Source organism: Mycolicibacterium rhodesiae, from assembly GCF_002086695.1.
Lineage (GTDB): Bacteria > Actinomycetota > Actinomycetes > Mycobacteriales > Mycobacteriaceae > Mycobacterium > Mycobacterium rhodesiae.
The window spans coordinates 43898-57769 of sequence record NZ_MVIH01000013.1 but is presented as its reverse complement, the minus strand read 5'-3'; the positions used below and the strand labels follow the sequence as shown (position 1 = coordinate 57769).

At 67.0% G+C, this 13872-nt stretch carries 16 protein-coding genes; 8 read left to right on the top strand and 8 right to left on the bottom strand.

The features are described from left to right. The first annotated feature begins 43 nt into the window (after positions 1–43). On the top strand, positions 44–1375 hold the full coding sequence (gene lat / locus BST42_RS22435; protein WP_083121526.1) for an L-lysine 6-transaminase: 1332 nt from the start codon (positions 44–46) through the stop codon (positions 1373–1375). A gap of 11 nt (positions 1376–1386) precedes the next feature. After that, on the top strand, positions 1387–2061 hold the full coding sequence (locus BST42_RS22430; protein ID WP_083121525.1) for a sensor domain-containing protein: 675 nt from the start codon (positions 1387–1389) through the stop codon (positions 2059–2061). 317 nt (positions 2062–2378) lie between these two features. Here BST42_RS22430 and BST42_RS22420 read toward each other — a convergent pair whose 3' ends face one another. Then, positions 2379–2591, bottom strand: a complete 213-nt coding sequence (locus BST42_RS22420) for a hypothetical protein (protein WP_083121523.1) — start codon at positions 2589–2591, stop codon at positions 2379–2381. Between the two features lie 65 nt (positions 2592–2656). Between BST42_RS22420 and BST42_RS22415 the strand changes: the two genes are divergently transcribed. Beyond that, the gene (locus BST42_RS22415) at positions 2657–4162 is read left to right on the top strand and encodes an FAD-dependent oxidoreductase (RefSeq protein ID WP_083121522.1); all 1506 of its coding nucleotides are present in this window, start codon (positions 2657–2659) and stop codon (positions 4160–4162) included. Positions 4163–4318: 156 nt separating this feature from the next. Further along, the gene (locus BST42_RS22410; protein WP_083121521.1) at positions 4319–5485 is read left to right on the top strand and encodes a glycosyltransferase; all 1167 of its coding nucleotides are present in this window, start codon (positions 4319–4321) and stop codon (positions 5483–5485) included. Here BST42_RS22410 and BST42_RS22405 read toward each other — a convergent pair. Beyond that, positions 5460–6476, bottom strand: coding sequence for a DNA topoisomerase IB (locus BST42_RS22405; RefSeq protein WP_083121520.1), 1017 nt, complete (start codon positions 6474–6476; stop codon positions 5460–5462). The genes BST42_RS22410 and BST42_RS22405 overlap by 26 nt on opposite strands. Before the next feature lie 212 nt (positions 6477–6688). On the opposite strand from BST42_RS22405, the gene BST42_RS22400 reads away from it, so the two are divergent. Continuing rightward, a complete protein-coding gene (locus tag BST42_RS22400) occupies positions 6689–7126 on the top strand; it encodes an ATP-binding protein (RefSeq protein WP_083121519.1) in 438 nt (145 codons plus the stop codon). A gap of 62 nt (positions 7127–7188) precedes the next feature. Next, on the top strand, positions 7189–7914 hold the full coding sequence (locus BST42_RS22395) for an RNA polymerase sigma factor SigF (RefSeq protein ID WP_237159554.1): 726 nt from the start codon (positions 7189–7191) through the stop codon (positions 7912–7914). Here BST42_RS22395 and BST42_RS22390 read toward each other — a convergent pair. After that, positions 7885–8286: an STAS domain-containing protein gene (locus BST42_RS22390; RefSeq protein ID WP_237159546.1), complete on the bottom strand. Its 402-nt coding sequence runs from the start codon at positions 8284–8286 to the stop codon at positions 7885–7887. The genes BST42_RS22395 and BST42_RS22390 overlap by 30 nt on opposite strands. A 255-nt stretch (positions 8287–8541) precedes the next feature. Between BST42_RS22390 and BST42_RS22385 the strand changes: the two genes are divergently transcribed. After that, positions 8542–9087, top strand: a complete 546-nt coding sequence (locus tag BST42_RS22385; protein WP_083121516.1) for a nucleotidyltransferase family protein — start codon at positions 8542–8544, stop codon at positions 9085–9087. On the opposite strand, the gene BST42_RS22380 is transcribed toward BST42_RS22385, so the two are convergent. Next, positions 9084–9404 carry a hypothetical protein gene (locus tag BST42_RS22380; RefSeq protein ID WP_083121515.1) on the bottom strand — a complete coding sequence of 107 codons (321 nt, stop codon included), beginning with the start codon at positions 9402–9404 and terminating at the stop codon, positions 9084–9086. The two genes, BST42_RS22385 and BST42_RS22380, sit on opposite strands and share 4 nt — an antisense overlap. 1 nt (position 9405) lies before the next feature. Further along, a complete protein-coding gene (locus tag BST42_RS22375; protein WP_237159545.1) occupies positions 9406–9756 on the bottom strand; it encodes a DUF1707 SHOCT-like domain-containing protein in 351 nt (116 codons plus the stop codon). Between the two features lie 10 nt (positions 9757–9766). Between BST42_RS22375 and BST42_RS22370 the strand changes: the two genes are divergently transcribed. After that, on the top strand, positions 9767–10585 hold the full coding sequence (locus BST42_RS22370) for a phosphatase PAP2 family protein (protein WP_083121513.1): 819 nt from the start codon (positions 9767–9769) through the stop codon (positions 10583–10585). Positions 10586–10589: 4 nt separating this feature from the next. Here the strand turns inward: BST42_RS22370 and BST42_RS22365 are convergent, their stop codons facing one another. From BST42_RS22365 to BST42_RS22355, 3 genes are all read right to left on the bottom strand, one after another. Beyond that, entirely contained in the window at positions 10590–12377 is a 1788-nt protein-coding gene (locus tag BST42_RS22365; protein WP_083121512.1) for an acetyl/propionyl/methylcrotonyl-CoA carboxylase subunit alpha, read from the bottom strand. Positions 12378–12491: 114 nt separating this feature from the next. After that, positions 12492–13391, bottom strand: a complete 900-nt coding sequence (locus BST42_RS22360) for a hypothetical protein (RefSeq protein WP_083121511.1) — start codon at positions 13389–13391, stop codon at positions 12492–12494. Positions 13392–13456: 65 nt separating this feature from the next. Further along, positions 13457–13870 carry a SufE family protein gene (locus tag BST42_RS22355; protein ID WP_083121510.1) on the bottom strand — a complete coding sequence of 138 codons (414 nt, stop codon included), beginning with the start codon at positions 13868–13870 and terminating at the stop codon, positions 13457–13459. Between the last annotated feature and the right edge of the window lie 2 nt (positions 13871–13872).

The window sequence follows — 13872 nt, the reverse complement described above, 5'->3', positions numbered from 1 at the left end:
GTCAGACGCGCGGGAAGCGTAAAAATTGCGTTAGTATCGCGTCATGACGGAACTCTTGTCGCACGACGGCCTCGATGTCGTCGACCCTGGAAACGTCCGTACGGTTTTGGCCCGCAGCATCCTGGCCGACGGTCTGGACCTCGTCCTGGACCTGGATCGGTCGTCGGGGTCGTGGCTCGTCGACGCCCGCGACGGCACCGAGTACCTCGACATGTTCACGTTCTTCGCGTCGTCGGCGCTGGGCATGAATCACCCCGCGCTGGCCGACGACGCGGCGTTTCGCGCCGAGTTGGCGCGGGCCGCGATCAACAAGCCGTCCAACTCCGACGTCTACACCGTCCCGATGGCGCGCTTCGTCGACACCTTCGCCCGCGTGCTGGGCGATCCCGCGCTGCCGCACCTGTTCTTCGTCGACGGCGGCGCCCTGGCGGTGGAGAACGCGCTGAAGGTGGCGTTCGACTGGAAGAGCCGGCACAACGAGGCGCGGGGGATCGATCCCGCGCTCGGAACCCGAGTCCTGCACCTGCGGGGCGCCTTTCACGGTCGAAGCGGCTACACCCTGTCGCTGACCAACACCGACCCGGTCAAGGTGGCACGCTTCCCCAAGTTCGACTGGCCGCGCATCGACGCTCCGTACATCCGGCCCGGAGCCGACATGGACGCGGTGGAGGCGGAATCACTGCGACAGGCCCGCGCGGCCTTCGAGGCGCATCCGCACGACATCGCCTGTTTCATCGTCGAACCGATCCAGGGCGAGGGCGGCGACCGGCACTTCCGGCCGCAGTTCCTCGCCGCGATGCGCCACCTGTGCGACTCCTACGACGCGCTGATGATCGCCGATGAAGTGCAGACCGGATGTGGCATCACCGGCACCGCGTGGGCCTATGAACAGCTCGGATTCACCCCGGACGTCGTCGCGTTCGGCAAGAAGACCCAGGTGTGCGGGATCATGGCCGGCCGGCGGGTCGACGACGTCGCCGACAACGTGTTCAGCGTCAGTTCCCGGATCAACTCGACCTGGGGCGGCAACCTGGTCGATATGGTCCGTTCGCGGCGGATCCTGGAGGTCATCGAAGCCGACGGGTTGTTCGCGCGCGCCGCCGACATGGGCGCCTACCTGCTTGCCGGGCTCGAGGATCTCGCCCGGCAGCTGCCGGAGGTCGGCGATGTGCGCGGGCGCGGATTGATGCGCGCATTCAGTCTTCCCAGCCCCGAGCGCCGGGACGCTGTGCTGGCCGCGCTGTGGAAGCGCGGGGTGATCATGCTCGGCAGCGGCGGAGACAGTGTCCGGTTCCGCCCGGCGTTGACCGTGTCACGCGCCGAGATCGACCGCGCGCTGGCCGCCCTGAGAGAGGTATTGCGCGCGGCGGTCTAGCATTCTCAAGGATGCGGCTGGCTGCGATTCTCGGGGTGGCGGCGGTGCTGCTCGCCGGGTGCGCGCAGACCGTCGCGGGCAGTGCCGTGTCCAATCCCGCTCAGGGCATCACGCCGCTGCGTGCCGGTGACACCGACCAGGTGCTGATCGGCCCCGCGCAGCTGCACGACATCGTCGGCGTGAAACTGCAGACCGATGCCGACCAGACGCGACCCATTCCGGGATCTTCGGCCGTCCCCGCGTGTTCGGCGCTCGACGCGGCCGGGATGGCCGCATTTCTCGGCGACAACTCGCTGGGAATGCATGTGATGTTGTTCACCGATGGCGACAAGCACGACCACGTCGTCGCCGAGGCGGTCGCGATATATGCCGACGCGGCCTCGGCGGCTGCGCAGTTCGCCACCGGAACCAAGAACGCGAAGGCCTGCGACGGGCAGCGCGCGCTGAGTAGCGGCGGAGACGCCGCGTGGAAGTTCACCGTGCCCGACATCACTGCCGACACCGTCCGATGGAGCAAGCAGCAGATCGGCATTCCGTTCGACTGGACGTGTTATGCGGAGGCGCGACTGCGCAACAACGCGATCGTCCAGGCGATGGCGTGTCAGGGCGACGACGGTGGCCAGGTCGCCGTGACGACGATGACCGACCGGATGTCGGCGAGCGTCTGGGAGCTGTCCGGCCACTGAGCCCCTGACGACAAAGGTCCAGCCGCCTGGCTGGACCTTTGTCGAAGTTCGATGTCAGTAACTGCGGATGAGCGAGATCAGCTTTTCCTTGCTGAGGCCCGAATAGCCTGAAATCCCAAGCTGCTTAGCCCTTTTCTTGAGCTCAGCCACGGTCCAGCCTTCGTAGGCGCAAGACCGACTGGGCCGAAAAAAACGGATGTCGTCGACATCCGAGTTCGCCGCAGAGGCGCTCGACATCTCGTACCCCCTTTGCTGAGGTTGCTGTTCCCCGAAAAAACTTGTACCCAGAGCCCCCGCTGGGCCAAACATTTCCCTGACTAACGAATCTCGTCCGGGTCCGGATCCTCGACGACCTCGCGTTGTTCCTGCCAATCCGATTCGTTGCTCTCCAGGGACAGGGCGCCATCGTCGACCGGCACACGCTCGTCGATATCGAGACTCTCCAGGTCGGCGGACTCTGTCACGGGCCGGATTTGCTCGATGGCATCGGGAACAGGGACATCGTCGGGTATGGGGTCGTGCTCGATCATTCAGCACAATTTACCCCCTTAGGCCGCTGCGGTTTCGGCCAGTCAACCGCGGGTATCGGCTCTCCATGACTTCCCTGTGGCTCGACGGCGCCGGTATGCGCCACCCCCAAATTGACGGTGGCGCAACAAAAGACGCTCTGAACGCGGAGATCGTCGTGGTAGGGGCGGGGATCACCGGATTGGTGGCGGCGGTCCTGCTGGCCCGGGCGGGCAAGCGGGTGCTCGTGGTGGAGGCTCGCACCCCGGGTGCTGTCACCACCGGCAACACCACAGCCAAAGTCAGTCTGCTGCAAGGAAGCCGACTGTCGACGATCGCCAAGCGACACTCGGCCGACCTGGTTGGCCAGTACGTGGAGGGCAATCGGGAAGGCCAAGCCTGGCTGGCTCAGTACTGCACCGAGCGCGGAATCGCGCTGCAATACGAAGATGCCTACAGCTACGCGCAATTCGAGCGTGGACTGCCCACCGCCCGTGCGGAATTCGAGGCAGCCGAAGCCGCAGGTCTCGGCGTGAGCTGGGTTGACCAGCTGGATGTCCCGTTCGAGTTCCGCGGTGGCGTCCGACTGGCCGACCAGATTCAGTTCGACCCGATGCCTTTCCTGGGCGCGCTGATCTCCGAACTGCATGAGCGCGGCGGCCGGCTGATGACCGGGCAGCGCGTGTATGCCGCATCGACGGCGGGTGGCCGAGTCAGCCTCAAGCTGCGCGATGCCGAGGGCGGTGAGCAGGTCGCCACGGCTGATCACTGCATCCTGGCAACGGGGACGCCCATCCTGGACCGTGGCGGCTTCTTCGCCCGGCTGCACCCGAGTCGGTCCTATTGTGTGGCCTTCGAGGTGCCCGGGTCGCTACCGCGGCCGATGATGCTGTCGGTCGATCAACCGACCCGCTCGGTGCGTTACGCCCCGACCGCAGACGGCGAGCGATTGATCGTCGGCGGCGGTGGGCACACCGTCGGGCGCAAGGACAGCGCCCGCACGTCCTACGACGAACTGGTCGGCTGGACCAAGCGACATTTCCCCGGTGCGCAACCAACCCACTTCTGGTCGGCCCAGGATTACGTCCCCGTCGACGAGCTTCCCTATGTCGGGCCACTGCTTCCCGGCTCAGACCAATTCTTGGTGGCGACCGGATTCGCGAAGTGGGGAATGACCAACGGCGTGGCCGCCGCGCTGTTGCTGGCGAAGCATCTCCTCGGCGGACAGCAGGCCCGTTGGGCATCAGCGTTCGCCAGCTGGAGCCCGCACGAACTCACCGGCCTGACGACCGCGCTGAAGATCAACATGGAGGTGGGTTGGCACATGGCGGCCGGTTGGGTGACACCGGTCGCACACCGCAACGGTCAGCTGCGGGACGGCGGCGGTTCGGTTAGTGGACCGCCTTGGCACATGGTGGCCCGCAGCATGGTCGATGGGGTCGAGCGGTGCGTCTCGCCGGTGTGCACCCATCTCGGCGGGGTGCTGTCGTGGAACGACGCCGAAAAGTCGTGGGATTGTCCGCTGCACGGTTCGCGATTCGGACCGGATGGGACCGTGCTGGAGGGCCCCGCCACGCGCGATCTCTCGCGCTGACCGACTGCGGCTCGCCGTTTGACGGGCACCCGCACGGGTATGCCCACACCGTGGCTGTGCCGATCTGCAGCCGCGCTGTGCTGGCCTCAATAGCCCTTTGCTCCTGGTACAGCGGGAACGGACAGTCCGATTCCCGATCTGGAACGGGAGAAACTGATGAAAATCGCGATGGTTTCCGAAGGCGCGAGCCCGCTGGCGCAATCGATCAGCGACAGCACCGATGGGCAGGGCGTCCACGTCGCGGGTCTGTCGGCCGCGATGGCGCGAGCCGGCCACGACGTCACCGTCTACACCCGGTGTCACGAGGCCGGCAGCCCCGAACGAGTGCTTGCACCCGGCGGCTACGCGGTGGTGAATGTCGCAGCCGGCCCCGCAGAGCTTGCGGAGTACCTGAATGCGCAGTGGGCCGCCGAGCGGCCGGATGTGGCGCACGCGTTCTTCTGGACATCGGGACTGAGCACCCAGTTGGCTGCGCGTGCCCACGGAGTGCCGACCGTGCAGACCTTTCGCTCACTCGCGGTGACCGAGCACAGCCACGACATGCGCGGCAGCGCACTCGATGACCGCTCGAAGGTGGAACGACTTCTGGCCCGACAAGCTGACTGGGTGGTTGCCACGTGCACGGACGAAGTCTCTGATCTGACGCGGCTTGGCCGGCCGCGCGGGCAGATCTCCATGGTGCCGTGCGGTGTGGACACCGATGTGTTCTCCACCGAGGGCCCCGCTGCCGATCGCAACGAGAGTCCTCGCATCGTCGCCGTCGGAAAACTGGCGCCGCACAACGGATTCAGTACCGTGATCAAAGCCCTACCGGGCATTCCCGACGCAGAGTACGTCGTGGTCGGTGATCTCGACGACGAACAGGTGGGTGCCGAGGAGGAGCATCGGCGGTTGCGCGCGCTGGCAGTCGACCGGGGAGTGTCTGACAGGGTGAGATTCGTTGGCCCCGTTGAGTATTGCGATATGCCCGCCCTGTTGCGCTCAGCCGATGTGGCGACCTGCACACCGTGGTACGAGGCCTTCGGTCTGGTTTCGCTCGAGGCGATGGCCTGTGGTGTACCCGTGGTGGCCTCCGGGGTCGGGGGGATGCTGGACGCCGTCGTGCACGACGTCACCGGGCGGCTCGTGACGCCGCGTCGGCCGCGGGAGTGCGCCGAACAGATCACGGCGATCCTGCGAGATTCGTTCCTGCGGCGCAGCCTCGGCCTGGCCGGCCGGGACCGGGCGTGCGCGCGCTTCACCTGGGACCGCGTCGCAGCCGACACCGCACGGGTGTACGACCGGCTGGTCGGTGCCGTCAGCGACGCTTGGCAACCCGCCTGATCATCGTGGCGGTGGCCTTCTCGAGGATGGCCTGCCCGCGGTCGGCGTTGCGCTCCTTGCGGGCTCGGCGCGCCGCCGCGGCGATCGTCGTCCCGTTCTCGTAGGCGGTGACCACCCTCGGGTCGACATACGAGCTGCGTGCCACGGCGGGAGTGTTGCCGAGTTCCTCGGACACCTCCTTCATCACGGCCGACTCCACGCGTTTGCGCACCGTCTTGTTGACCGGCGGGTCGGCGTCGACGAAAGCCGCTGCGGCGAGGACGGTCCCGTGCCAGGTGCGCAAATCCTTGACGCTGTAGTCCTCGCCCAGCAGTTCCTTGAATTTGGCGTTGAGATCATCGGAATGGATGTCGACCCAGCCGGAATCGGTCTGGCACACCAGGAGCCGTCCGCTCGGGCTGCAGCGGCGTAGCTCGCGAACAACGCTCACCACGTCCGGGTCCTCAATGGTCCAATTCCGCTGCACCCCGCTCTTGGCCGGATAGTCGAACACCACGGCGCCGCCCTTGACGGTCACGTGCTCGCACAGCAGCGTGGCGATCCCGTAGGAGTTGTTCTCCTCGGCGTAGGCCTCGCCGCCGGCGCGGAAATACCCGCGATCGAGTAGGTGCAGAGCCAATGCCAACACCCGGTCCTTGGAGAGACCGTGGCCCTGCAGATCCCTCGCGATCTGCGAACGCCACTGCGGCAGTCCCGCCGACATCTGCAGCACCCGGTCGAACTTCTCCTCGCTGCGCTCCTCCTGCCACTTCTGGTGATAGAGGTACTGGCGACGGCCCGCGGCATCGGTGCCCACGGCCTGGATATGTCCGCTGGGATGCGGGGAGATCCACACCTTGCGCCAGGCCGGTGGGATCACCAGATCCTTGATCCGCTGCACCGTCTTCTCGTCGGTGAGCAATTCGCCGTCCGGGGTGTAGTAGGAGAAACCCTTACCGCGACGAACGCGGCGGAGACCGGGTCCGTCGACCGAGCTGCGCCGAAGTCTCATCGCTGGACGAACAAGAATTTGCGGCGCGCAGGTTTGAAAAGTGCGGCCGGATGGGTACGAAGGGGCCACCATGACGACGACTTCCTGGGTAGCGCTGCGCTCGCTTCCGGCCTCATGCGCACCGGTTACCCGGCCAACTCGGTCATCACACGACCGTGGTTAGCACGCCCGTGGGCTGGAGTAGTGTCGGGTCGACATTGCCAGGAGGCCAGATGACGGACGGCGAAAGCCAAGGCGGCGCGCACCAGCGAGGCGAGAACGCTGTCGAATTGAGGGTTGCTGCCAAGTTGGAGAACTTGGCCGTACTGCGCACGGTGGTTGGCGCGGTCGGCACGTTCGAAGACCTGGATTTCGACGCGGTGGCGGACTTGCGCCTCGCTGTCGACGAAGCCTGCACTCGGTTGATTCGTTCGGCATCGCCCGACGCGACGCTGATCGTCGTCGTCGACGCCCACGACGACGTGGTGGTGGTCGAAGCGTCGACGACATGCGATACCAACGATGTGGTCACTCCCGGTAGCTTCAGCTGGCACGTCCTGAGTTCGCTGACCGACGATGTGCAGACATTCCACAACGGTCACGAGTCCAGTAGCGACGGGCAGGTCTTCGGTATCACCCTGACCACGAGGCGGGCGGGCTCCGGGCGGTGAATTCCCGAGCCACGGATAGTTCGCCAAGGCGGACCAACTCGGAGTACGCCGACGTTCCGGACATGTTCCGGGAGTTGGCGAAGGTGGATCCTGACTCCGCTCAATTCCAGCGACAGCGCGATCGCATCGTCGAGCGCTGCCTGCCGCTGGCCGACCACATCGCCCGCCGCTTCGACGGTCGCGGCGAACCCCGCGACGACCTCGTTCAGGTAGCCCGCGTCGGCCTGGTCAACGCGGTCATCCGCTACGACGTCGAGACCGGTTCGGACTTCGTCTCATTCGCGGTCCCCACCATCATGGGTGAGGTCCGGCGCCACTTCCGGGACAACAGCTGGTCGGTCAAGGTGCCTCGCAGGCTCAAGGAACTGCACCTGCGGCTGGGCGCCGCCACCTCGGAACTGTCCCAGCGGCTGGGGCGCGCACCGACCGCCTCCGAACTCGCCGAAGAACTCGGCATGGAGCGCGAAGAGGTCGTCGAGGGTCTGGTCGCGGGCAGTTCCTACAACACCCTGTCGATCGACAGCGGCGGCGGCGGCAGCGACGAGGACGCGCCGGCGATCGTCGACACCTTGGGCGATGTCGACTTGAGCCTGGATCAGATCGAGAACCGGGAGGCGTTGCGTCCGCTGCTCGCGCAGTTGCCCGAGCGCGAACGCACCGTCCTGTTGCTGCGGTTCTTCGAGTCGCTCACGCAGACTCAGATCGCCGAGCGCGTCGGCATATCACAGATGCACGTCTCGCGTCTGCTCGCGAAGTCGCTAACTCGGCTCCGGGACCAGTTGGAGTAGCCGTCGGGGTTCGCCGTCGAGCAGTTCGACGGCCTCCCGTACGGAGTCGGCGACCGGCAGGGTGTGGTCGGGATCGCAGACCCGCAACAGCCGCGACACCGCCTCGCCGGTCACCATCACCCATCGTGCCGAGGCGTTGGCGCAGCGGACGTTGATGGTGTGCAGCGCCGAAAAACCCGCGGTTCCGAAAAAACTGAGCGGGCTGAGGTCCAAGACCAGACGGTCGCCGACTGCCGCGCACGCGTCGACATGGTCGGCGAAGGCGATGGCATTGGACGCGTCGAGCTCGCCCTGGACGGTGATGATCCCGACGGTCTCGTCGGGCCAGATGGTGGTGAAGCGAGCGGTGTGGCAATCGTATGAATGCGACACAGCCGAACGCTCGGGTTGATCTGTAGTGAAGACAGACATAGTGACTCCATCAGCGAACGAATATTCGTACTGTGGATCACGCCAGAGTGGGTAGGCCCGTGTAGTGCGGGAGTTCGCACGCCTCGCACGTCTTTGACGTTTTTCCGGGCGGCTGTGAACTCAACCTGAGTTGAACTGTACGCCTCTTGCCGGACCAGCGAACAGCAATAAGGTGGGTTCTCACGATCCTCTTGCAGTTGCGGTCACACTGTGTACATGTCGAAGCCGGGCCGGTCAGCCGGAGTCCTGCTGGCCGCCGGTGCGGGTTCCCGCTACGGTATGCCGAAAGTGCTTGCCGCCCAAGGTGAATGGCTGCACTCGGCAGTCGAGGCCCTGGCCGGCGGCGGCTGCGATGACGTGGTGGTGGTGCTGGGCGCGGCGATTGTCGACGTTCCGGCCCACGCCCGCCCGGTGGTCGCCGACGAGTGGCGGCGCGGGATGGGGGTTTCCCTGCAAACCGGATTGGCGGCCATCTCCGACGCCGACTACGCGGTGATCCTCACCGTCGACACCCCCGACGTCGGCGCCGACGTCGTCGCCCGGGTGCTCGGGGCCGCACGCGAGTCCCCGTCCGGGCTGGCCCGGGCCGGCTACGACGGGCGGCCGGGCCATCCGGTCGTCATCGCCCGCAGGCACTGGCCGGCATTGCGAGCCACTCTGGACGGCGACGAGGGCGCCCGGCGCTTTCTGGCGGCCCGCACTGATGTGGTGACGGTCGACTGTGCCGACCTCGCCACCGGGCACGACGTCGACGAGCGTTAACCGCCGCCGATCGACTGGGCGAAGCGGCGCACCGAGTCGGCCGCGGTCTGGGTCGCTTCGGCATGACCGCGGCGAGCCCGCAGCTGGATCATCCCGGTGCCTACGTCGAGGATCACCTCGCCGAGCAGTTCACCGGTGGTCGGCTCGCAGACCGCCCAGGAGTAGACCCGGTCCTGTTCCCACCCGGCAAGACTTCTCGTCACGTACTCCGGATCGGTCTCGCCGAGATCGGCAAGCGCAGGGCGGTCGTCGATCCGCTCGTCGGCCCGCAACGCGCGCAAATACCAAGCGCCCGCGTTGATTTCGACGGGATCCATGTCAGCGGCGACCGTAGAGCAGCAGGCCGAGCACAGGCAACGCCAACCACGCGAGCCAGCCGTGCGGCACCACAATGGTGCACGCCAGCGCGACCAGCGGGATGAGGGCCATGACGACGGCCCGCCAATCCCGTTGGTGTGCGATGTCCGGGGTGCGGTGCTCTCCGGGTCTGGCCGGAAGGTCGGCGAATATCGGCGCGAGGTCGGCGCGGGTCACCGCGGCGGCGACCGCGGCGCTGCGCTCGGAGAACTCGTCCGGGTTCAGTCGGCCTTCGGAGAACTGGCGGCTGAGCAGCTCCTGCGCCTCCTCTCGCTCGGCGGTGCCGATCCGGACCCCCTCGTCTTCTTTCACACCATTCATCATGCTGGATGCCGGGATCACGCGGCGATGGCACAATGCCGGCATCGACATTCTCACCAGCGCGCTCATGGGTTCGGGGTTGCTACTGGCAGCGGGCGCCGTGAAGAGCAGCCGAAGTTGGGCTCCGACGTTGATTGTTTCTGGATTGGTCGTCGCCCTGCTGGGATTGACCGTCAGCGTGCACGTCCATGGTTGGGTGACCGCTGTGGATGCGCCGATCACCGCCTGGATCGATCAGTGGACGCAGCGATTCCCCCGGATCCATCGGGCCGGGGCAGCGGTGGCCTACATCGGCAACCCCAGGGCCATCGCGATCGCGGGCGTTGTCAGCGGGGCGGTGCTGTCGATCCGATTCAGATCAGTGATACCCGGCGTCGTGGTGGTCACGACCACCGGCGCCGCCGTGCTCGCCAAGAACGTCATGGCAGCACTCATCGAGCGCCCCGTCAGCCAAGCGGAAATGGCGGTAAGCCCGATGCTCGGCGACGAGCCCCACCCCTTTCCCTCGGGGCATGTCGCCGGCACCGCCACGCTGCTGGGGATCGTCGCTGTCGGCATCGCTGTGCGGGGCGGCCGGACATTGCGCAACATACTGGCGGCCCTCGCAATCGCGGGTACCGCAGCCGTCGCGGTCAGCCGCCTTGTCATCCATGCGCATTGGGCGAGCGACGTCGTCGGCGGAGCGCTCCTCGCGGCGATCATGGTCACCATCGGAGCGGTCGCGCTCGACGGAGCCGCCCGTGCGCGTACCCGAGCGCAGCGGGGAGGTCCCGCCAGGGAGCACAGGGAGAATCAGGCGCGGCGGCGCCTGCGTACGTGACCGGTTACTTGATCTCCGCCAGCACGGTGCCCTGGGTGATCGCGGCACCCGGCTCGACGGCCAGACCGGTGATGACACCGTCCTTGTGCGCGGTCACCGGGTTTTCCATCTTCATGGCCTCGAGCACCACGACGAGATCACCGGCGGCCACGGTCTGGCCCTCTTCGACGGCGACCTTGACCACGGTGCCCTGCATGGGCGCGGTCACCGCGTCACCCGAGGCGGCGGCGCCGGCCTGGGAGCCACGCTTGCGTGCCTTCGGCTTCTTGCGGATGGCGCCGGATTCGGCGTGACCGCCGCCGTTGCCCAACGCCAGATCACCGGGCAGCGAGACCTCGACACGACGGCCGCCGACCTCGACGACCACCTTCTGGCGCTGCTGAGCTTCTTCCTCGTCGACCTGGCCGCCACCGGTGAACGGCTCGACGGTGTTGTCCCACTCGGTCTCGATCCAGCGGGTGTGGACGGTGAATCCGTCACCGTCACCGATGAAGGCCGGATCGCTGACCACCGCACGGTGGAACGGGATGACCGTGGCCAGACCTTCGACGTGGAACTCGTCCAGTGCACGACGGGAACGCGCCAGCGCCTCTTCGCGGGTGGCGCCGTACACGATCAGCTTGGACAGCATCGAGTCGAACTGACCACCGATCACCGAACCTGCCTCGACGCCCGAGTCCAGGCGCACGCCGGGGCCGGTGGGGATGTCGTAGCGGGTGACGGGTCCGGGTGCGGGCAGGAAGCCACGGCCGGCGTCCTCGCCGTTGATCCGGAACTCGATTGCGTGGCCGCGGGGAGTCGGGTCCTCGGTGATGTCCAGCTTCTCGCCGTTGGCGATCTTGAACTGCTGCAGCACCAGGTCGATGCCCGCGGTCTCCTCGGTGACCGGGTGTTCCACCTGCAGGCGGGTGTTGACCTCGAGGAAGGAGATCAGACCGTCCTGGCCGACCAGGTACTCGACGGTTCCGGCGCCGTAGTAGCCGGCTTCCTTGCAGATGCGCTTGGCCGACTCGTGGATTTCCTTGCGCTGCGCGTCGGTGAGGAACGGTGCCGGTGCCTCTTCGACCAGCTTCTGGAAGCGGCGCTGCAGCGAGCAGTCGCGGGTACCGGCGACGATCACGTTGCCGTGGGTGTCGGCGATGACCTGAGCCTCGACGTGGCGCGGCTTGTCCAGGTAGCGCTCGACGAAGCACTCACCGCGGCCGAACGCCGCAATCGCCTCGCGGGTGGCCGACTCGAACAGCTCGGGGATCTCCTCGATGGTGCGGGCCACCTTCATGCCGCGGCCGCCGCCACCGAATGCTGCCTTGATCGCCACCGGCACGCCGTATTCCTTGGCGAAGGCCACCACCTCGTCGGCGTCCTTGACCGGGTCGGGGGTGCCGGGCACCAGCGGCGCCTGGGCGCGCGCGGCGATGTGGCGCGCGGTGACCTTGTCGCCGAGGTCGCGGATGGACTGCGGGCTCGGGCCGATCCAGATCAGACCGGCGTCGAGCACGGCCTGGGCGAAGTCGGCGTTCTCGCTCAAGAAGCCGTACCCGGGGTGGATGGCATTGGCGCCGGACTTGGCCGCGGCGTCGAGGATCTTGCCGAAGTCCAGATAGGACTCCGCGGACGTCTGGCCGCCCAGCGCGAACGCCTCATCGGCGAGCCGCACGTGCGGTGCGTCGGCGTCGGGCTCGGCGTAGACCGCCACGCTGGCCAGTCCGGCATCCCTTGCCGCTCGGATCACCCGGACCGCGATCTCACCACGGTTGGCTACGAGGACTTTGGAGATGGTCTGACTGGGCACCGCGCCTCCTGCTTTGCGTGACTCTAAGAACGTTCTTTAAAAATAGGTTCGCACGGCAGTGTAAGCGCCGCTGCTTAGACACGAATCAGCTGGTACCCCTACCAATGAGTAAGTTCAGCATCCGGCGAGCAATCCGATCGGATCTGTGCCGATCGCCTCGGCCGCTTTGCGCAGTAGACGACGGTCGTGCACGTTGTCGTGGTACGAGACCGTGATACTGCGCTCGTGGCCGATCTTGCCGCTGAAGACCGAGATGTCCGACGGCGCCCATGGCTGCAGTGCCGCGTTGATCGACCGGGGGCGGTCCGGCAGCCAGGGCAGCGTCTCGAACGGGGACAGGCGGCCGACGTCGGAGTAGCCCAACTGGACCGCCGAGTGCTGCGCCGGGCGCTTGTCGCGGGTGGCCCGCAGCGGGACGGCGAGCGTGCGCGCTGACGTGGCGACCAGGGCCAGCAACGGCAACGCCGCCTCCAGGTCCTCCTTCACCGCGGCGTCGATCGCGCCGAGGCGCCCGTCGACGGGTGCCTCGACACTGAGCCCGGAGATGAAGTTGGCGTTGACGCGGTCATCGGTCGGCAGATACCGGCGGCAGTCCACGACCAGCCGGGCGGCGTCGGTCAGCGGAAGCCCCGCTCGGGCCAGTGCCGTGCGGACGATCATCAGCCACGTGACCGCTCTGCTGGCGCCCGGGGCGTCGGCCGTGCGCCAGCTGTCGACTTCGCGTTCGAGTGCGGCGTCGACGTGGATCACCTCCACCGCGGGAGAGGGCAGCCCGCTGGCGGTCGCCGGCGGGGCTGCGCGGTGCCAGACGGGTCGGGGACGTTGCCGCGCTTCGGTCCAGGTGTTGCGCAACCGTCCCGGTCTGGCCGCGAACGTGTGCATCAGCGCGCGCACGATCGGGTTGGCGGTGTCGCGGTCGCGCAGCCAGCTCGTGTCGGCTCCCTCGATCAACCCGAAAATCGTTGTGACGCAATCGACGTAGAGCCGGGCATCGCCGAGGCCTGGCAGTTCCACGTCAACGCCCGCGGCGGAACCACCACATTCTCGAGGCAGCCCACTTACTGGGTTCCCGCCATCAACTACGTTGTCGCGCGCAGACGACGTTTGATCCTGGCCAGCATCGCCGACATTCCGCGCAGCCGAAGTGGACTGATCAAGGCGGCCAAACCCAGCTCGGAGTAGAAATCGTCCGGTACCGCCAGGATGTCGTCTTTCGGCTGGCCGTCGAGGCCGGCCGCCAGGATCGACGCGAAGCCGCGGGTGGTCGGGGCCTCCGCGGGGGCGCTGAAGAACAGCCGGACATGCTCGGTGTCGGAGGCGTCGACATGCAGGAACAGCGGCGACTGGCACTCCGGCACCGGTTCCATGGCCGCCTCCTCGAGGTCGGCAGGCAGATCAGGAAGATCGTCGGCGAACTCCAGCAGCAGCTTGAGTTTGTCCTGGCCAGCCACGTCGGCGAAGTCGGACACGACCTCGGCGAGCGCAGCAGGCATGC